This window comes from Dietzia lutea (assembly GCF_003096075.1).
Taxonomy (GTDB): Bacteria; Actinomycetota; Actinomycetes; order Mycobacteriales; family Mycobacteriaceae; genus Dietzia; species Dietzia lutea.
The window spans coordinates 95,165-113,818 of the sequence record NZ_CP015449.1 but is presented as its reverse complement, the minus strand read 5'-3'; the positions used below and the strand labels follow the sequence as shown (position 1 = coordinate 113,818).

Annotated in this window: 20 protein-coding genes; 8 read left to right on the top strand and 12 right to left on the bottom strand. The window is 72.4% G+C overall.

Annotation, left to right across the window (positions count from 1 at the left end; all coding sequences use genetic code 11):
- Positions 1 to 32: 32 nt before the first annotated feature.
- Complete coding sequence (locus A6035_RS00515) at positions 33 to 830, bottom strand: recombinase family protein (RefSeq protein ID WP_108846175.1); 798 nt, start codon at positions 828 to 830, stop codon at positions 33 to 35.
- 356 nt (positions 831 to 1,186) lie between these two features.
- Here A6035_RS00515 and A6035_RS00510 point away from each other — a divergent pair, with 356 nt between their 5' ends.
- Positions 1,187 to 1,558 carry an iron chaperone gene (locus A6035_RS00510; protein ID WP_108846174.1) on the top strand — a complete coding sequence of 124 codons (372 nt, stop codon included), beginning with the start codon at positions 1,187 to 1,189 and terminating at the stop codon, positions 1,556 to 1,558.
- A gap of 93 nt (positions 1,559 to 1,651) precedes the next feature.
- Here the strand turns inward: A6035_RS00510 and A6035_RS00505 are convergent, their stop codons facing one another.
- Positions 1,652 to 2,068, bottom strand: a complete 417-nt coding sequence (locus A6035_RS00505; RefSeq protein ID WP_108846173.1) for a DUF4870 domain-containing protein — start codon at positions 2,066 to 2,068, stop codon at positions 1,652 to 1,654.
- A 108-nt stretch (positions 2,069 to 2,176) separates the two neighbouring features.
- Between A6035_RS00505 and ppc the strand changes: the two genes are divergently transcribed.
- Positions 2,177 to 5,062, top strand: coding sequence for a phosphoenolpyruvate carboxylase (ppc, locus tag A6035_RS00500; protein ID WP_235026783.1), 2,886 nt, complete (start codon positions 2,177 to 2,179; stop codon positions 5,060 to 5,062).
- 28 nt (positions 5,063 to 5,090) lie between these two features.
- Here ppc and A6035_RS00495 read toward each other — a convergent pair whose 3' ends face one another.
- Genes A6035_RS00495 through A6035_RS00480 form a run of 4 tightly spaced genes read right to left on the bottom strand, consistent with a single transcriptional unit; the run spans position 5,091 to position 8,313 of the window.
- Positions 5,091 to 6,278 (bottom strand): MFS transporter, encoded by a 1,188-nt coding sequence (locus tag A6035_RS00495; RefSeq protein ID WP_108846172.1) that lies wholly within the window; start codon positions 6,276 to 6,278, stop codon positions 5,091 to 5,093.
- A 24-nt stretch (positions 6,279 to 6,302) separates the two neighbouring features.
- On the bottom strand, positions 6,303 to 7,046 hold the full coding sequence (locus A6035_RS00490; protein WP_108846171.1) for a LysE family translocator: 744 nt from the start codon (positions 7,044 to 7,046) through the stop codon (positions 6,303 to 6,305).
- Entirely contained in the window at positions 7,043 to 7,723 is a 681-nt protein-coding gene (locus A6035_RS00485; RefSeq protein ID WP_244192480.1) for a methylated-DNA--[protein]-cysteine S-methyltransferase, read from the bottom strand. The genes A6035_RS00490 and A6035_RS00485 overlap by 4 nt, the downstream gene beginning before the upstream one ends.
- Positions 7,720 to 8,313, bottom strand: coding sequence for an RNA polymerase sigma factor (locus tag A6035_RS00480; RefSeq protein ID WP_108846170.1), 594 nt, complete (start codon positions 8,311 to 8,313; stop codon positions 7,720 to 7,722). Before A6035_RS00480 ends, A6035_RS00485 begins: the two co-directional genes overlap by 4 nt.
- A 183-nt stretch (positions 8,314 to 8,496) precedes the next feature.
- Here A6035_RS00480 and A6035_RS00475 point away from each other — a divergent pair, with 183 nt between their 5' ends.
- Positions 8,497 to 9,582 (top strand): esterase/lipase family protein, encoded by a 1,086-nt coding sequence (locus A6035_RS00475; RefSeq protein WP_108846169.1) that lies wholly within the window; start codon positions 8,497 to 8,499, stop codon positions 9,580 to 9,582.
- A 59-nt stretch (positions 9,583 to 9,641) separates the two neighbouring features.
- Here A6035_RS00475 and A6035_RS00470 read toward each other — a convergent pair whose 3' ends face one another.
- The 5 genes from A6035_RS00470 to A6035_RS00450 form a co-directional block, all read right to left on the bottom strand.
- The gene (locus tag A6035_RS00470) at positions 9,642 to 10,070 is read right to left on the bottom strand and encodes a hypothetical protein (RefSeq protein ID WP_162533964.1); all 429 of its coding nucleotides are present in this window, start codon (positions 10,068 to 10,070) and stop codon (positions 9,642 to 9,644) included.
- Positions 10,067 to 10,498, bottom strand: coding sequence for an MTH1187 family thiamine-binding protein (locus tag A6035_RS00465; RefSeq protein ID WP_108846167.1), 432 nt, complete (start codon positions 10,496 to 10,498; stop codon positions 10,067 to 10,069). The genes A6035_RS00470 and A6035_RS00465 overlap by 4 nt, the downstream gene beginning before the upstream one ends.
- A 76-nt stretch (positions 10,499 to 10,574) precedes the next feature.
- The gene (locus tag A6035_RS00460; RefSeq protein WP_108846166.1) at positions 10,575 to 11,678 is read right to left on the bottom strand and encodes an LLM class flavin-dependent oxidoreductase; all 1,104 of its coding nucleotides are present in this window, start codon (positions 11,676 to 11,678) and stop codon (positions 10,575 to 10,577) included.
- A 44-nt stretch (positions 11,679 to 11,722) separates the two neighbouring features.
- Entirely contained in the window at positions 11,723 to 12,589 is an 867-nt protein-coding gene (locus tag A6035_RS00455) for an SDR family NAD(P)-dependent oxidoreductase (protein WP_108846165.1), read from the bottom strand.
- A 10-nt stretch (positions 12,590 to 12,599) separates the two neighbouring features.
- On the bottom strand, positions 12,600 to 13,430 hold the full coding sequence (locus A6035_RS00450) for an SDR family NAD(P)-dependent oxidoreductase (RefSeq protein ID WP_108846164.1): 831 nt from the start codon (positions 13,428 to 13,430) through the stop codon (positions 12,600 to 12,602).
- Positions 13,431 to 13,588: 158 nt separating this feature from the next.
- Between A6035_RS00450 and A6035_RS00445 the strand changes: the two genes are divergently transcribed.
- From A6035_RS00445 to A6035_RS00430, 4 genes are all read left to right on the top strand, one after another.
- The gene (locus A6035_RS00445; protein WP_108846163.1) at positions 13,589 to 14,962 is read left to right on the top strand and encodes a flavin-containing monooxygenase; all 1,374 of its coding nucleotides are present in this window, start codon (positions 13,589 to 13,591) and stop codon (positions 14,960 to 14,962) included.
- On the top strand, positions 14,959 to 15,612 hold the full coding sequence (locus A6035_RS00440) for a TetR/AcrR family transcriptional regulator (protein ID WP_108846162.1): 654 nt from the start codon (positions 14,959 to 14,961) through the stop codon (positions 15,610 to 15,612). The genes A6035_RS00445 and A6035_RS00440 overlap by 4 nt, the downstream gene beginning before the upstream one ends.
- Positions 15,609 to 16,550 (top strand): alpha/beta hydrolase, encoded by a 942-nt coding sequence (locus A6035_RS00435; RefSeq protein ID WP_108846161.1) that lies wholly within the window; start codon positions 15,609 to 15,611, stop codon positions 16,548 to 16,550. The genes A6035_RS00440 and A6035_RS00435 overlap by 4 nt, the downstream gene beginning before the upstream one ends.
- 196 nt (positions 16,551 to 16,746) lie before the next feature.
- Positions 16,747 to 17,298, top strand: a complete 552-nt coding sequence (locus A6035_RS00430; protein WP_108846160.1) for a YceI family protein — start codon at positions 16,747 to 16,749, stop codon at positions 17,296 to 17,298.
- 98 nt (positions 17,299 to 17,396) lie between these two features.
- Here A6035_RS00430 and A6035_RS00425 read toward each other — a convergent pair whose 3' ends face one another.
- On the bottom strand, positions 17,397 to 17,993 hold the full coding sequence (locus A6035_RS00425; protein ID WP_108846159.1) for a maltokinase N-terminal cap-like domain-containing protein: 597 nt from the start codon (positions 17,991 to 17,993) through the stop codon (positions 17,397 to 17,399).
- 231 nt (positions 17,994 to 18,224) lie between these two features.
- Between A6035_RS00425 and A6035_RS00420 the strand changes: the two genes are divergently transcribed.
- A complete protein-coding gene (locus A6035_RS00420; protein ID WP_108846158.1) occupies positions 18,225 to 18,635 on the top strand; it encodes a hypothetical protein in 411 nt (136 codons plus the stop codon).
- The last annotated feature ends 19 nt before the right edge of the window (positions 18,636 to 18,654 follow it).

Genomic DNA, 18,654 nt, shown 5'->3' with positions numbered 1-18,654 from the left:
TCCGACACTTCGCGCCCTTCCCAGCAGATTAGCTACGGCGTTACACGAGTGGCCCCTTCGCCAGCTCTCTGGAGAGCCCGATAGAGCGTCGATCGGCCCACTCCGAGGTCTCGGGCGATTGCCGACGGCCCCTCCCCCGCTTCGATGCGGGCGCGGGCCCTGTCGACCTGCTCGTCGGTCAGGACGCGTTTGCGTCCCTTGTACTTGCCCTTCGCCTTGGCGATGGCAATGCCCTCAGCCTGGCGTTCGCGAATGATGGCCCGCTCGAACTCTGCGAACGCCCCGAGCAGCGAGAGCATCAGATCCGCGCGGGGATCCTGGGCGCCGGCGGCATAGGTGGCCCGTTCGTGGACGAACTCCACACTGGCTCCCTTGGCGGTGATCTCGCCAACGATCTGCTTGAGATCGACCAGGGATCTGGCGAGCCGGTCCATCGACGCAACTACCAGCTCGTCACCGTCACGCAGGTACCCGATGCACTCAGCGAGCTTCACACGATCGGCACGCGAGCGAGCCGACTGTTTTTCGATATAGACCCGGTCGCACTCCCCCACCGCCTCAAGCTGACGCGCCTCGTTCTGATCCGCGGCCGAGACCCGCACGTACGCCACCCGCTGACCGCGCGGACGCGAGGACCTGCGAGTCGGCTTCGCAGTCGGCCCTGGCTCTCCTTCGACGATGTTCTCCGAGTCTGTCGACTCCACCCGCAAGCTCCAGTCCAACTCGTCCCGGCGACGGAACCGAGTCCGAACCTTCCCGCGGCTGACGATGAACACCTCCTCGCCACCGTCACCCGAGCGGTTCAACAACGTCCCGACCCGATCAGCCATCGAAAGACCCTTTCGCCCGGAATCTGTATCAATACACCCTAGACCCCACGAGACGACGTTCCATAAATACCAGTTTGGACCCTGTGGCACAGGGGCGCTGGCGAGGTCGCCCTCGTCCCGCACGGGTGTACCCCAACGAAACTAGGTCGGGTCGGTGCGCATGACAGCCCGCTCCGGCCGATCCGCGTAAGCGAAGATGACGCTGACGAGACTCGGCGGGTCGGTTGTTTTTCACTACGCTTCGGGCAACGAGCAATTCATCAGCCGAGACCAACCCACCCTCATTTCCGCCTCGGATACCTTCTTCAACACCGCCCACCTCGCAACCCGGGGCTAAGAGAATCGAGCGAGAGACGATGTCGAAGCCAGCGACCGTCGACGAGTACATCAACGCAGCACCACCGCTCGGCCGTGCCCTTCTCAGCGAACTCCGCTCCTTGAGCCGCGAAGTCGTTCCGGATGCAGTCGAGCAGATCAAGTGGGGCCACCCGGCCTGCGTCCATCGCGACGGCGTCATCTTGTTCATGTTCAGCGGACACAAGGGCCACGCCAGCGTCGCCTTCACCCCGTCCACCCGAGCTGCTTTCGAGGCCGAGCTCACCCAGTACCGCACCGGCACAGGCACCATCGCACTGCCATACGGCACCCCACCACCGCGCCAGCTACTCACCAGAATGATCAAGTACCGGGTCCGCGAACACGAACACGACGGCGTCAAATGGATGTGAACGCACGCGGAATCGTCACCGGCCAGACCCGGCACCGTCCGACTGCGGCGCCCGCGGCGCTATCCGGTGCGGCGCTGAAAGCAGGACAGGAATCTAGCGCAAGACCTTGAGCTGGAACGGGTAGTTGATCGTCCGACCCTTGAGCGCACGGAGGGTGCCGATGACGTGGCCGATGATCTGCGCGAGGAACGACACCGCCAGCAGGATGAGGCCGAGCGGGAGTCCGATCACCGTGAAGATGCAGATCCAGCCCACGATGCTCATGATCCACAGGCCGAGGTTGAAGTTGAACGATCCGGCGGCGGCCTGGCGGACGAACGGGCTGCGATCCTTGTAGATCAGCCACATCACCAGTGGGCCGACGAACGACAGCCAGCCGGCCGACAGCGCCATCGCGATGAGGCTCGACGCGTGGGCCAGGGCCGCGGGGGTGCGGTCGTCGGGGCCGGCCACGGGAGGCTGGCCGTACCGGTGGTCGCCGTACTGGGGGAATCCGGGCTGCTGGGTCATAGTCCCCAGTGTCCTCGAAGCGCGGCGAGAGCGCATCGGGGATCTCCCCGGTTTCCGCGCGGGCCAGGTTTCACGCGCCTGTCATATCCCGCGCCTAGTGTGGCGGACATGGCCGACACCACCCAGTCCGACCAGCGCCCGACCGAGCAGCCGAGCGCAGACCAGCCCGACGTCGATCACCTCACGCCCGACGGCGTCGACCCACTCGAGGACGCCGTCCGCCCCTTGCGCGATGACGTCCGGTTCCTCGGGGCACTGCTCGGTGACACGGTGCGTGAGCAGGCCGGCCAGCGGATCTTCGATCTGGTGGAGACCGCACGGCGCACCGCGTTCGCCGTCCGCCGCTCGGAGGCGGACCGCGACGAGGTCGCCGCCCTGTTCACCGACGTGCCCGCCGCCGAGGTGATCCCCGTCATCCGCGCGTTCTCGCTGTTCGCCCTGCTGGCCAACGTCGCCGAGGACCTCCACCAGGAGCGGCGCCGCCGGATCCACACGGCCGCCGGCTCGCCGCCGCCCGACGGGGACCTCGAGGCCACCTGGGCACGCCTGGCCGAGACCGAGCCGGCCGCCGACAAGCTCGAGACGGTCCGGTCCACCGCCCGGGTGGTCCCCGTGCTCACCGCGCACCCCACCGAGACGCGCCGCCGGTCGGTCTTCGACATCACCCGCCGCGTGCTCGACCTCATGCGCCGCCGCGACGCCCTGCGGACCGGGCCACAGGACCGCGTCACCGAGGCCGAGCTGGCCGAGGTCGAGACCGACATCCGCCGCCAGGTACTCACCCTGTGGCAGACCGCGATCATCCGCAGCCAGCGCCCCCGCATCGAGGACGAGGTCCTGGGCGGCCTGCAGTATCACGAGGCCACGCTCATGGACGTGATCCCGCCGCTCAACGCGGAGATCGCCGAGCGCCTGGGGTGCGGCGACCGGCCCGTCGTGCGGCCCGGGTCGTGGATCGGCGGCGACCGCGACGGCAACCCGTATGTCACCGGCGACGTCGTCCGCTTCGCCACCGAGCAGGCCGCCGCGCTGCTGCACCAGCACTACGCCCACCAGCTGCGGATGCTCGAGCGGGAGCTGTCCCTGTCCCGGCGCGTCGTGGACGTGCCCACCGAGCTGCGTGACCTCGCGGACTCCCTCGGGGAGGAGGAGGGCGAGCTCGCCGCCGCCCGGAAGGACGTGCCCTTCCGCCGCGCCGTGAGTGTGGTCCGGCGTCGCCTCGCCGCGCGGGAGACCACCTCGTCGTCGTCACCCGGATCGGCGCCGGGCGCCGCCCACGGCGACAACCGCGACCACGACGACGACAAGGCCTACACCTCCCCGGCCCAGATGCTCGCTGATCTGGAGGTCATCGACGCGACTCTCGGGGAGTGTGGGGCCGAGATGCTGCGTACCCCGAGGCTGCGGGACCTGCGGTGGGCGGTGCGCACGTTCGGATTCCACCTGCAGGCCCTGGACATGCGGCAGAACTCCGAGTCGCACGAGGAGGTGCTCACCGAGCTGTTCGCGATGGCCGGCGTGAGCGAGGACTACGCGGCGCTCGACGAGGACGCGCGCGTGGAGCTGCTGCTTCGGGAGCTCTCGCACGACCGGCCGCTGCTCGGGCCGCGCGCGGAGCTGTCCGAGCTGGCCGAGAAGGAACTCGGAGTGATGCGGGCGGCCGCCGCGGCCGTGGACCTGCTGGGCGCGGACGTGGTGCCGCACTACATCGTGTCGATGTGCGGGTCCGTGTCCGACCTGCTCGAACCGGCCGTGCTGCTGCGCGAGGTGGGGCTGTTCTCCGGCGACCCGGACGAGCCTCGGTCGAGCGTGCGGCTCATCCCGCTGCTGGAGACCATCGACGACCTCGCCGCCGGGCCGGGCATCCTCGACGCCGCCCTGGCGATCCCGCAGTTCCGCGCGCTCATCCGCGCCCAGGGGGACGTGCTCGAGGTGATGCTCGGCTACTCGGACTCCAACAAAGACGGCGGCTACCTCGCCGCGAACTGGGCGCTCTACCAGGCCGAACGCGATCTCGTGGAGGCCGCGGACCGCGCCGGCGTCCACCTGCGCTACTTCCACGGCCGCGGTGGTGCGGTCGGGCGCGGCGGCGGGAACTCCTACGAGGCGATCCTGGCCCAGCCGCCGGGCGCCGTGCAGGGAGCGCTGCGGATCACCGAGCAGGGCGAGGTCATCTCCGCCAAGTACTCCGAGCCGCGGCGGGCGCGGCGCAACCTCGAGGCGCTGGTCGCGGCGACGCTCGAGGCGTCCCTGCTCGACGTCGAGGGCCTCGGCGACCGCGCGGAGGAGGCCTACGGCGTGATGGCCGAACTCGCGACGCTCGGCCGGGAGGCGTACGCGTCGCTCGTCCACGAGGATCCGGGGTTCATCGAGTACTTCACCACCTCCACGCCGGTCGCCGAGATCGGCGAGCTCAACATCGGCTCGCGACCGTCCTCACGCAAGCAGACGTCGTCGGTCGAGGACCTGCGGGCGATCCCGTGGGTGCTGTCGTGGTCGCAGTCGCGGGTCATGCTTCCGGGGTGGTTCGGCGTGGGCACCGCCCTGCGGACGTGGATCCACGAGCGCGGCGAGGACGCGGCCGACGAGCGACTGGCCACGCTACGGCGGCTGTACGACGACTGGCCGTTCCTGCGCTCGACTCTGTCCAACATGGCGCAGGTGATGGCCAAGGCGGACATGGGCCTGGCCGGCCGCTACGCCGAACTCGTGCCCGACGCGGAGGTGGGTCGGCGGATCCACGGGGTGATCGCCGACGAATTCGAGCTCACCCGCGAGATGCTGCTGGCGATCACCAGGCAGGAGACGCTGCTCGACGACAACCCGGCGCTCGCCCGCTCGGTGCGCAACCGCTTCCCGTACCTCGAGCCGCTCAACGTACTGCAGGTCGAACTGCTGCGCCGCTACCGCGCGGGCGACGAGGACCCGGCCGTGCGCACCGGCATCCAGCTGACGATGAACGGCCTGGCCACGGCCCTGCGCAACTCGGGCTAGAGGAGGGGGCAGCTAGCGGAGGCGGCGGCTAGCGGAGGCGGCGGGCCGTGACCGGGATGAGCAGGGCGCACACCACCGCGAGCCCCGCGATCCACGGGACCGGCCCGCCGAACCGGGACAGCTCGGCGAGGACGTACGGCGTGCCCATGCCGAGATACGCCAGGACGTAGAACACGGCGACGAGCCCGGCGTGGTCGCGGGGACCCGACTGGAACTCCACCTCGACCAGCCCCGCCACGAGCAGCGTGCCGTAGCCGATGCCCAGCAGCACCGCGACGGGCACGAGCCACAGCGCCCGGCCGGGCAGGCCCGGGGAGGCGGCCAGCAGCGCGCCCGCCGCCATGCCCGCGCACGCCGCCGCGAGACCGGCGATCGGCGGACGCGACGGCACGGAGTTCGCGGCGAGGCGACGGATGGCCGGCTGGATGAGCACGCCCGAACCGAGGGTCACGCCCACCATGACGCCCGCGTACAGGGTGGGCCGGCCGCCGGCGTCGCCCCCGAGCAGGTCGGCGAGCACCGCGAACGACATGCTCGCGCAGCCGAACACGAGCGGGGCCCACGGCGCGACGCCCAGCAGGAACCTGCGCGACACGGCGGTGGCGGGGATGAGCGGCGTCGACTCGGTCCCGCCGCGGGGACGCGGCACGTAGGGATCGGCGGCGTTCCAGGCCGCGACCAGCGCGACCGTGCCCAGGACCAGATGCGGCAGGTACGCCGAGAGCAGCGGCGCGGGGGCGAACTCGCCGACCACCCCGGCCGCGAGGCCGCTGAGCCCGAACCCGCCGGTCAGGGCGATGGCGGCGCGGCGGGCACCGGTGCCGGGCGGGGCGCCGGCGGACAGTTCGCGCACCCACGCGCTGCCGGCGCCGAACGCCGCACCCGACGCGAGGCCGGCGAGGAACCGGCCGAGGTACAGCCACAGCTCATGCTGCGGGCCGAGGAGCATGGCCACGGTCGCGAGCAGGGAGAGTACGAGGACCGGCCGCATGAGGACGCGGCGGCCGTTGCGGTCGGACCACCGGCCGGCGACCAGCAGAGTCGGCAGCAGCCCGACGATGTAGACGCTGAAGATCGCGGTGACGCTGGACTGCGAGAGCCCCTGCTCCGCGCGGTAGAGATTGAGCAGCGGCGCGAACTGGTTGGCGCCCCAGCCCACCGCGAACACCGCGAGCGCGGCGGTCACCCAGCTGCGGCGGTCGACCGGAGAATCCATGAGCAGCAACCTAACCCGCGGGTCTCAGACGAGCGCCGCGATGACGAACGCCACCCCCACCGCCACGAACAGTGCGCTGGCCACGAGGTCGACCCACGGCAGCAGCCGCCCGACCCGCTCGTTGACCGCCCGGTGTGAGGCGACCATCGCGAGCCCGGCGAACCACGCGAGCGCCACGGCGAGCATCCCCGCGACGAGCGCCACCGACCACGCCACCGAGACCTCGTCGCGCAGGAACGGCGTGAGCACGGCGCCGAAGAACACCAGGGCCTTGGGGTTGGCGAGGTTCGTGGCCAGGCCGCGCGCGACGTCCCGCCGCACGAGATCCGCTACTCCGAGTCGGGATCCGCTACTCCTATCGCGGTAGCGGATCCCGCCTCCGGGTAGCGGATTCTGCGGGGCGGGGGCGGGGGCGGGAGCGGTGCGGGCGGGCTGGTCGGCGGGGGCGGTGGCCGGGGCGGGGTCGGCGGGGGCGCTGCGGGAGCGCCACCACCCGCGCAGGCCGAGGACGCCGAGCGTGGCGAGCAGCAGGCCGCCCGCGACCTGCAGGACCGTCATGACCTGGGGGTACACGCGCACGAGCGTGGCGACGCCGGCGAACGCGGCCCCGAGCCACACCGTGAGGCCGGCGACGATCCCCAGCGCGGTGGCGACGCCGTGCCGCCGCCCGGCGAGGGCGCGCTGGAGGACGACGACGACGTCGGGTCCCGGCGAGACGACCGCGACCGCCCACACGCCGAACAGGCCGACGAGCTGCGCCGCGGTCACGCCGCCGATTCCATCGCGAGGAGCCGCTGCTTCGCCGCGAGCCCGCCGCGGTACCCGCCGAGCCCACCGTCCGAGCGCAGGATCCGGTGACACGGCCACACCAGCGGGAGCGGGTTCGTGGCGCAGGCCGTGCCCACCGCGCGGACCGCGCCGGGCCGGTCGAGGGCGGCGGCGATCTCCCGGTAGGTCGCGGTGCGGCCGTAGCCCACGCGGGCCAGGTGCTGCTGGACCTCGCCCCGGAAGCCCGTCGCGAGGCGGGTGTCGAGGGGCAGGTCGAAGTCGCGGCGGTCGCCGGCGAGGTACTGCCCGATCTGCGCGGCGGCCGCGTCGAGGACCGGCGAGTCTCCATCCGCCCGCAGGACGCGGGGGCCGATGCGGGTGGCGAGGGTCGCGATCACCGCGTCGGCGTCTTCCACCTCGAACGCCACGTACGCCAGGCCGACCGGGGTCGCGGCCAGGAGCAGGCCCCCGATGGGCGAGTCGACGGTCCGGTAGACGACGTCGGCCAGGCCCTCGCGCTCGGCGTCGCGGGCGAGGCGGTCGCGGAGCCGGCCGGTGTCGGCGGGCGCGGCCCGCAGGGCGTCGACCGTGTCGCCGCCCCCTGACCCATCGGGCAGGGAGCCGTCGAGCGGGGACCGGCCGGGCGCGTCGTGCTCGATCATGTCGTGTTCGGTCATGGCGCGACCTCCTGAGACTGCGGTGGGGACTGCGACTGTGCCCGGGTCTGGGTCTGGATCTGGGTCTGGATGAGTGTCCCGCGAAGGGCGGCGATCCCGTCGGCGGCCGCACGCCGGGCCGCCGCCTCGGTGCCGCCCGTGAGCTCGGCGATCTCGGCGTAGCGGAGACCGCCCAGGTACCGGTACGCCACACAGAGGCGCTGCCTGGTCGGCAGGGCGGCGACCGCGTCCCAGATTCGGGGGTCGACCTCGTCGTCGTCGACTCCGGGGGCTCCACCCGAGCCACCCGCGCGCACCCCGCCCGGTCCCGGTGCGCGCGCGTCGAGCACGGCGATGTCGTCGGCGGCGCCGGTCGGGACCGCGGCACGGGACGCGCGGCGGACCACGTCGACCGCGCGGCGGTGCGCGACGCGGACGAGCCACGCCTCGACATCGGTGTCCTCGGGCAGCTCCGGCCACGCCCGCAGCGCGGACAGGAACGTCTCCGACCACGCGTCGTCGGCGTCCGGGCCGGGGCCCAGAACCGCGCGGCAGATCCGCAGCACGGTGGCCCCGTGTCGGTCGACCGCGGCGTCGAACGCTGCCCTCATGGGTGTAGATCCTGCCCTTGTCGGTGATCGCCGTCCCGCGCGCCCCGCCCTCGGCCGGCTGCGCGGGTGGCGCGTTTCGATGAGCAGTCGCTCGGCGCCGCGGATTCGTGAGGTCATTGTGTTCCCAATCCGGCGCGGGGCTCGCATACTGGTGCTCACCGCCCGCGTCCCGGGGGAGATTCCATGCTCGGTTCTCGCACACCCGCACGCTCCCCCGGCCGCCGCCCCGCGCGCGGATCCACACGCCGATCAGCGCGGTCGCGACTGGCCGGGGCGCTGGCCGCCCTCCCGCTGGCGATCCCGCTCGCCGCCGCGGTGGGGTCGGCGCAGGCCGCTGGCGACCTTGCGCCGCGGGCGCACGCGCAGTCCCCGCTCGACCAGCTCGGCCCCCTGGCTGGTCAGCTCGGTCCCCTGGCGGGACAACTCGGCCCGCTCGCCGATCAGCTGCGCGACCTCGACCCCGCCGGGGAGCTGGGGCCGTACGTCACCGAGGCCCTCAACGGCATCAACGGGCCGATCGGCGCCCCCGGGCCGCCCGCCGCGGTCGACGCGCCCGTGACATGCCGGCCGACTCCCGCTCGGCCGCGCCCCGTGATCCTCGTGCACGGCACCTTCGACAACGGCGCCAACACCCTGCCGCGGCTCGGCGAGCCGCTGCGCCGGCAGGGATTCTGCGTGGTCGCCCCGACCCTCGGCGCCTACGCCGACAACCCGGCCCGCGGCGGCCTCGACTCGATCGTCGCCGCGGCGGGCCCGCAGCTGGCCGGGGTGATCGACCACGTCCGGGCCGTGACCGGGGCGCCACAGGTCGACCTCGTGGGCTACTCGCAGGGCGCCGCGATCGCCGGCTACACCACCAAGGTGCTGCGGCCCGGCGCCGTGGCGAACGTCGTCTCGGTGGGCGGCTACTGGGGCGCCGACAACAGCGGGCTGATCCCTCATCAGCTGCCGCGCGAGATCGCCGGCCTCGGTCTGTGGGCCGCCAACCTGCGGGGACTGGCCGAGCTGTCACCGGGCAGCCCCATGATCACCGCCTGGTACGGCCTCGACCGCACCCCGTTCCTGCCCGGCGTGGGCTACACGCTCATCGCCACGCGCGGCGACCACCTGCTGCCGCCCGAGCGCAGCTTCGTGCCCGGCCCGGGCGTGCGCTGGGTGGTCACCGAGGACGCGTGCGGTGGCGGGCCGAACTCGCACGGCGGGATGGTCGTCGACGGGCGGACGCACGCGCTCGTCGCCGGGGCGCTCGGCGGGGCCGGGGGCTGCTAAACGGAGCCAGCGCTGCTCAGGCCGTGCGCGCCGGCCGGCCGGCGGTGGGCCCTGAGCGGTCAGCGGTGCTCGCGCGCGTAGTGCTGGTACAGGTCGTACGCGTGCCGCAGCCCGAGGCCCGGGTGGGAGACGCGTAGGCGACGCACGGCGTCGATCTCGCCCGACGATCCCCGGATCGCGGCGGCGACCTGCTCGGGCCGGATGGCCGCGGCGATACGACGCGAGCGCTCCTCGTTGCGCCCGCCCAACCACCAGCGGTGCGCGGCCGCGCCCAGCAGCAGCACCGCCATCGCGGCCCACAGCAGCACGTCCACCGCGCTCGCCGACCCCGACAGCAGCAGGACCACCGCGATCACCAGCGCTCCGACGCCGCCGGCCGCGGTGGCGACCACGTACGCGATCATCGCCCCACCCCGCGGACGGCTCAGGTGCTCGAACACCCTGTCAGCCGGCTCCGCCGTCGGATCCAACGGGCGGGGTGAGGTCACGAGCGGAACTCCCCGTCGTCGTCGGACACTCCCCCGCCGGACGCGGCGCCCCTGCGGGACACGGCGCCCCCACCGGTCACGGCGCCGCCGCCGGCCGCACCGTCCCCGCCGCCGGCCGCACCGTCTCCACCCGCGAGGTGACGCTCGACCCGGTCCACCTTCCCGCGCAGCTCACCGGAGCGGCCCGGCCGCAGATCCGCCTTGAGCACCAGCGACACCCGCGGCGACACGGCCAGCACGGCGTCGGTCGCGGCGCGGATGACGGGCATGACCTCGTCCCACTCGCCCTCGATGGTCGTGAACATCGAGGTCGTCTCGTGCGGCAGGCCGGACTCGCGGACCACCCGGACCGCCTCGGCGACCGCCCTGCTCATGGACGCCGACGCGTCCGCGGTGGACGTGGGGGCGACGGAGAAAGCGAACAACATGGCATCACCGTAAACCCGCCGCGCCGGATCGCGCAGATTCCGGACGCCGGACGAAAGCTACGTCACAGACGTCGTGTCACAGACGCGAGACCGTCTGCGGCACACCCGGCGTGTACCCCGCCTCGGCGAGCAGCTCCCGCACGCGCGGGATGACCTTGCGGCCGTACAGGTCGATGCAGGTCATGAGGTCCTCGTGCGGGGTGGGGCCGCTGGCGTACTTGAGGTCGAAGCGGTCCAGGCCCAGCGTGCGGACCGTGGTGGCGATCTTCTGCGCGACCGTCTCCGGCGAGCCGACGTACATGGCGCCCGAGCGGACCTCGCGGTGGAAGTCGGCCTCGGTCGCGTCGCCCCAGCCGCGCTCGCGGCCGATCTGGTTGCGGTTGACCAGCCAGTGCCGGACCGACAGTTCGGCCGCCTTCGCGTCGGTCTCGGCGACGAAGCCGGGCGAGTGCACGGCGACCGGCAGGCGCGGCGCATCGGCCCCGGCGAGCTGGGCGTTGGCCTCGCGGTACAGGTCGGCGAACGGCGCGAACCGGCCGGCGGGCCCGCCGATGATCGCCAGCATGAGCGGCATCCGGTAGCGGGCCGCGCGGACCACGGACTCGGGGCTGCCACCCACCGCGATCCAGGCGCTCAGCCCGTTCTCCGTCTTGGGGTAGACGTGCTGGTCGACGAGCGGCGGCCGCAGCTCGCCCGACCACGTCACCGGCCCCTCGGGCAGCAGCGCCGCGAACAGGTCCAGCTTCTCGCTGAACAGCTGCTCGTACTGGGACAGGTCGAAGCCGAACAGCGGGAACGACTCGGTGAACGAGCCGCGGCCCAGCACGACCTCCGCGCGGCCGTTGGACAGGGCGTCGATCGTGGCGAAGCGCTGGAAGACGCGGATCGGGTCGTCGCTGGACAGGACGGTGACCGCCGAGCCGAGGGTGATGCGCTCGGTGCGCGTGGCGATGCCGGCCAGGACCACGTCGGGGGCGGAGACCGCGAAGTCGGGGCGGTGGTGCTCGCCGACGCCGATCGCGTCGACGCCCACCTGATCGGCGAGGACGGCCTGCTCCACGACGTCGCGCAGTACCTGCGCGTGGTGGACGGGCCGGCCGCCGGAGTCGACGGTGGTGTCGCCGAAGGTGTCGAGGCCGAAGGCGACGCGGGGCTGTGGTCCGGGGGCTGCGGTGCTCATGCGCCCAGCATAGTTGATCCGTCACCTAGCGGTGCGGGGGCCGCCTACCGCGCGCCGGCGCGGGAGGCCCGAACGTAGCGGGCGATCATCCGGTCCATGAGGCCCGGGGCGAGACGCTGGAGGCGCCACGTGGCGCGGGCGCGGACGGGTTCGACGACGAGAGCGCGGTTGCGGGCCACTCCCGCGAGCACCGACGCCGCCAACCGGTCGGGGTCGAGCGGCCGCCGCACGCCCTGCCCGTCGAGGTAGAACCGCCGCCCGTCGAAGCCGTCGAGCTGGCCCTTGTCGAGGATCGCCGTGTCCACGGCCGCCGGACACACCACCGTCACCCCGACGCCGCGATCGGCCGCCTCCGCCCGCAGCGACAGGCCCAGTCCGACCACCGCGTGCTTGGTCATCGCGTAGCTGGTGATGAGGCCCGCCGGGCAAAGGCCGCCCATGGACGCGGTGAGCACGAGCGCCCCGGAGCCGCGGACGATCATGTGCGGGTACGCCGCGTGCACGCAATGGACGACCCCGCGGACGTTGACGTCGATGATCGCGTTCCACTGGTCGAGGCTCAGCAGCTCCGTGTCCCCGCCCCACGTGATGCCGGCGTTCGCGAACATCATGTCCAACCCGCCGCGGGAGGAGATGACCTGCCCGACCAGGGCGGAGACCGCGTCGGCGTCGGTGACGTCGAGGCGTGCAGGCTCCGCGGTCCCGGCCACTGCGGGAGCGCCAGCCCGGGCGGACCTCGTCGTCGTCACCTCCTCGGCGACCCGGCGCGCGGCGGCGAGGTCGAGGTCGGCCACCACCACGTGCGCGCCCGCGGCGACGAGCGCGCGGACCAGTGCCGCGCCGATCCCCGAGCCGCCGCCGGTGACGATCGCGGTCGCGCCGGCCGGGCTCGGCGTGCGGACCGCGGTCACGTCACCGCCCTCACGAGAAGGCCCTGGTCGCCAGGCCGAGGACGTCCGGGTAGCGGCGCAGCTGGGCGCCGCCGTCGATCGCCACGTCCTCGCCCGTCATCCACTCCGCGTCGGCGAGGTGCAGCACCGCGCGCGCGACGTCCTCGGCCGTCCCGCGGTGGGCGATCGCGGCGTTCTCCGCGTACTCCTCGGCCAGACCCGGGATCTGCAGCACCGGCTCGGTGAGCGGAGTGACAAGGAAGCCCGGTGAGACGGTGTTGACCCGCACGCCGCGCTCGCCGAGCTCGAGCGCCGCGACCTGCGCGAGCATCACCAGGCCCGCCTTGGCCGCGCAGTACGCCGCCATCCCACGCCCGGGCTGGCGGGCGTTGAGAGAGGCGATCGCGACCATCGCGCCGCCGTCGCGGACCGCCCGCCCGCCGTGCTTGAGCACGAGGAACGCGCCCGTCAGGCACACGTCGACGACGCGGCGGAACTCGTCGGTGTCGTGGTCGGTGACCAGGCCGAGCGTGCTCACGCCCGCCGTCGTGACCACGAGGTCCGGCGCGGTGTCGGCGAACAGCGCCTCGACCGAGGGCTCCTCGGTCACGTCGACGCGGCGGCCCTCGTGCGCGTGGCCGGCCGCGGGCGGGAGCTCGGCGGCACGCGCCGCGGCGAGGTCGGCGTCGAGATCGGCGATCGTCACCCGCCACCCGGCCGCCGCGAGGGCGCGGGCGGTCGCCCACCCGATGCCCGAGGCGCCGCCCACGACGACCGCCGCGCGCGCGGGGCCGGTCACTTCCCCACGGCCGGTGGCCACGTCGCCGCCCGCGGCGCGGACCTGCGCATCGTCATCGGCCATGCGGCCTCCCCTCGGGTCTACGGGGGGCGTCGACCGTGCGCGACACCCCGGCAGAGGAAGCCGTTGACGGTCGTCAACACGGACCATAGTGTGATGCGCGCCATAGCTCTCTGTCCTGGTGAGTGTGCCTCGCCGAGGACCGCGCCGAAGGGGTTCGTATGACTTCGACCTGCAGGATCGCCGTGATCGGCGCGGGCATCAGCGGCCTGACCACCGTGAAGATGTTGCGCGACTACGGGATTGACGTGGTGTGCTTCGAGGCGTCGGACCGGATCGGCGGCAACTGGGCGTTCGACAACCCCAACGGCAGCTCGAGCGCGTACCGCTCGCTGCACATCGACACCTCCAAGCATCAGCTGAGCTTCCGCGACTTCCCCATGCCGGAGGAGTTCCCGGACTTCCCCCACCACTCGCAGATCAAGCAGTACCTCGACGACTACGCGGAGGCCTTCGACCTGCTCGGATCGATCGAGTTCGAGACCCGCGTCATGCACGCCGAGCGGTTGCCGGAGGGCGGCTGGGAGCTCACCACCGCGGGCGCGGACGGCACGGGCCCCACGGAGTCGCACCTGTTCGACGCCCTCGTAGTGGGCAACGGGCACCACTGGGACCCACGGTTCGCCGACTTCCCCGGCGAGTTCACCGGCGAGATGATCCACTCCCACGCCTACATCGACCCGTGGACGCCGCTGCACCTCATGGACAAGAAGATCCTCGTGGTGGGCCTGGGCAACAGCGCCGCCGACATCGCGGTGGAGCTCTCGTCCAAGGTGATGCGCAACGAGGTCACGCTCTCCACCCGGTCGAGCGCGTGGATCGTACCCAAGTACATCGCGGGCAAGCCGGCCGACAAGTACTTCGCGACGTTTCCGTACCTGCCGTACTCGTGGCAGCGCAAGGTCATCCAGACGATGCAGCCGATGTCAGCCGGGCGCCCGGAGTCGTACGGGCTGCCCAAGCCCAACCACAAGTTCTTCGAGGCCCACCCCACGCAATCGGTCGAGCTGCCGCTGCGCCTGGGCTCGGGCGATGTCACCGCCAAGGGCGACATCGAGCGCCTCGACGGCCGGACCGTGCACTTCGCCGACGGCACCAGCGCCGAGTTCGACGTCATCATCCAGGCCACGGGCTACAACACCACGTTCCCGTTCTTCGACCGGGACTTCCTCAGCGCCGACGAGCACAACCACGTGCCGCTGTACAAGCGCATGTTCACCCCGGGCGTCGAGGATCTGGCCTTCGTCGGGTTCGCCCAGGCCACGCCCACCCTCTTCCCGTTCGTCGAGGCGCAGGCCCGGCTCGTGGCCGCGTGGGCGGCCGGCCTCTACCGCACCCCGCCGGTCGAGGAGATGAAGCAGGTGATCGTGGAGGACGAGAAGAAGTACATCGGCCACATGCTCGACACGCCCCGGCACCAGCAGCAGGTCGACTACTTCCTGTATGAACACGACATGCGTACCCGTGAGATACCCCGAGGACTCGACCGCGCCCGCGCCCACGGCCCCGCCCTCCGGCCCAAGGTGACGACATGACACCCGCGGCGCCGTCCGGCACCACCTCCCCACGAGGCGACCGGCGGCGCGAGGCCCTGCTCGCCGCGCTCGACGACCGCCTCAAGACCACCGCGCTGGACGACATCTCGGTGGCCGACCTCACCGAGTCCGCCGGCATCACCCGGTCGGCGTTCTACTTCTACTTCGACTCCAAGGCCGCCGCGGTGGGCGTGCTGCTGGCGATGGTGCAGGACGAGGCCCACGCCGCCGTGGAGACCGCGGTGCGCGGCGAGGGGGATTTCCGCACCCGGGTCACGGCCGCGCTCGAGCGGCTGACCGACCGCGTTCTCGACAAGGCACATATCTACCGGGCCCTGCTCACCGCGCGCAGCAAGCACGCCCAGACCCGTGACCTGTGGGACGACGGCCGCCGGGCGCTCGCCGTGCAGATCGCCGAGTTCCTCCGCGCCGAGCGCGCGGCCGGCCGGGCCCCGGAGGGCGTCGACGCCGACGCGCTCGCCGTGGGGCTCATCCACATCAACGAGACCGTCCTCGAGCAGCTGGCCTACGACCCGGGCCGCACGCGGGAACCGCTGCTCACCGTCGCCGCGGACATGTGGGTCCGCACGGTGTACGGCCGCCCCGACCCCGCGGTGGACCCCGCGGCCGATCCTGGGAGAACCACATGACCACGACCGTCGACGTCGCCTTCCGCTCGGGCACCGGGACGGACGCCGCCGAGTGCCGCGGGACCTTCCTGCCCGCCGCCGACACGGGCACTTCCGGGGTCGGCGCCGGGAGCGACCCGGCCGCCGGGCGTCCGGCCGTGGTGCTCGCCCACGGACTGGGCGGCACGGTGGACTCGGGCCTGATGCCCTTCGCCGAGGCGTTCGCGGACGCCGGGTACGCGGCGCTGGCCTTCGACTACCGCGGCTTCGGCCGCTCCGACGGCAGCCCGCGCCAGGTCGTCTCCCCCGCCCGCCAGCAGGACGACTACCGCGCGGCCATCGCGGCCGCCGCCGCCCAGCCCGGTGTCGACCCGCGGCGCATCATCCTGTGGGGCTGCTCGCTGGCCGGCGGCCACGTGCTCGAGGTCGCCCGCGGGCGCGACGACATCGCCGCCGTGATCGCGATGATCCCCCTGGTCGACGGCCGGGCCGCCGCGGCGGCCGCCGCCCGCCAGCACAAGCCGACCTCCCTCCTCCGCGCCACGGGCACGGCGGTCGTGGCGAAGATCGCGGCCGCGGCGGGACGGGAGGAACCGAAACTGCCCCTGGTCGGCCCGCCCGGCTCCTCCGCCCTGCTCTCCCTGGACGGGTACGAGGAGGCGTACACCTCCGTCGCCGGACCCTCGTGGCGGAACGAAGTGGGCGCCTCGATCGGCGCGGAGCTGGGCTCCTTCCGGCCCGGCCGGCACGCGGAAGACCTCGCCGTCGTCCCCGTCCTGTTCCAGATCGCCGACCTGGACCGCAGCGCCCCGCCGCACGCCGCGGCCACGGCGGCGGTCGCCGCGCGCGCGGAGGTCCGCCACTACCCCGGTGACCACTTCGACCTGTTCGCCGGCCGGCCGTGCCACTCCGGCGCGGTCGAGCACGCAGTGCACTTCCTCCGGCGGCGGGTGGGCTGACCGGGCCCGGCTTGGGCGGCCGCTCCCGCGCGGACCCTCCCGCCGCCGCCGGGCAGGCCGGCTCAGCCCACGCCGGGGATGTGAGCTGACTCACGGTATGCGGTAGTTGACACGTCATGTGAGCCGTCCTATCGTTGGTGATACAACAACAAGGAAGCGTCCGGCATCGACCGGACCGATCACCCAAGGAGTCACCATGACCGCGAACCTCACCGACCTGACCGGCACCTGGACCCTCGACCCCACGCACACGCGTCTCGGATTCGTCACGCGTCACGCGATGATCACCAAGGTGCGCGGCGCGTTCAACGACTTCACGGGGACCGTCACCGTGCCCGCCGAGGGCATCGAGGGCGCGAAGGCTGAGGTGACCATCAACGCCTCGTCGATCGACACCCGTAACGCCGACCGCGACGGCCACCTGAAGTCCAACGACTTCTTCGACATGGAGAACTACCCCGAGATCACCTTCACCTCGACGAAGATCGCCCCCAACGGTTCGGGCGGCGTCGACGTGACCGGCGACCTCACCATCAAGGGCACCACCAAGTCCGTGACCGTCCCGTTCGAGTACGAGGGCAGCGCCACCGACCCGTTCGGTAACCAGCGCGCGGGTTTCGAGGGCACCACCACCCTCAACCGCACCGACTTCGGCCTGACCTGGAACGCCGCGCTCGAGACCGGCGGCGTGCTGGTCTCGGAGAAGATCACCCTCGAGCTGGAGATCTCGGCCATCAAGAACGCCTGATCCGGCCCGGCGTCGGACTCCGCCGCCGCTACAACACGAACGCCCGCCCCGGCATCCGTCGGGGCGGGCGTCCGCGTCGCGGTGGGTGGGAACCCCGCTTAGGTGACGACGACGAGGACCGCGGTGTGCGTGCCGTCCCCGTCCTCCCAGGTCCCGCTGAGCGTGCCCGGGGAGCCGATGAGCGGACGGTCGGCCTCGGCGTCGTTCTCCTCGTTGACGACGCGGATGACCCGCGGACTCGCTTCGGGGGACTGTCCGAGCCCGTCGCCGCCGCCGCGGATATTGACCGGGGACGGGGTGACCGTGCCCTCCTCGACCTGCAGGTGGTCGGCGGCGGTGTCGCGGTGGCTGATCACGCGGCAGACCTCGGTCACGTAGACGGGGTCGGCGAGGGCGTCGTAGACCCAGCGCCGGCCGAGGACCGAGTGCTCCATCGTCCCGACGAGCGCATCGGCGGCGGCGGGCAGCTCGGCACCCCGGTAGGTCACGGGGACGTGGTAGGTCCGTGAGCCGTCGGAGAGCAGGAACGACTCCATCCCCACCTCGCCGTCCGGGTCGACGAACCGGTAGGTCGTCACCTGCTCGAGGCGCTCGGGATCACCGTCGAACCAGTCCTGGCGACGGACCCACGCACGCAGCAAGTCCAGCTTGCCCGGGTCGAGGACGGCGTCATAGATCTCGGCGGTTCCACTCATGAGCTAAGACTCCCCGAAGTCGACCGGTCCGGCAAACGATAGGCGGTCCGGGTGGACAGATGAAGAAGAATTCGTACAGTCCACGTTTTCCCTGGACAGCTGGCCTGCACGTCTGGCCGACACGCCCCCGGGCGTGAGCACCGTCACAGCCAGGCGCCGGTTGGGTCGTTACCGTGTGGCTCATATCGCCGGGGAGATCCCCCGGAATCCCGATAGGAAGGTGTGACGCATATGAAGAAGACCATCGCCGTCATCGGTTCCGCCGCCGCCCTGTCCTTCGCCGGTGCCGGGCTCGCCTCGGCCCAGAGCGCCGTCCCCGGCCTCGGCGCGGGCGAGAACGTCGAGACCCCCGCCGAGGTCTCCGCCATCGCCGAACAGCTGTGCGGCACCATCGACGCCTACGACTTCCTCGGCTCGGCCCAGGGTGTGGCGCCCGGCCTGAGCGGCGAGGACTGTGCGCTCAACGCCCAGCTCGCCGTGGACGCCGCGTTCTCCGGCGACATCCAGGGCGCGATCGACATCCTCCAGGGCATCGACGCCGAGGTCCCGGATGATGACGACGCCGACGAGGACGCCGACGTCGAGGACGAGGTCATCGATCCCGACGCCGACCCCGCGATCGCCCCCGGCCCTGTCGAGTGAGTCGTAAGTCTCTGACGGT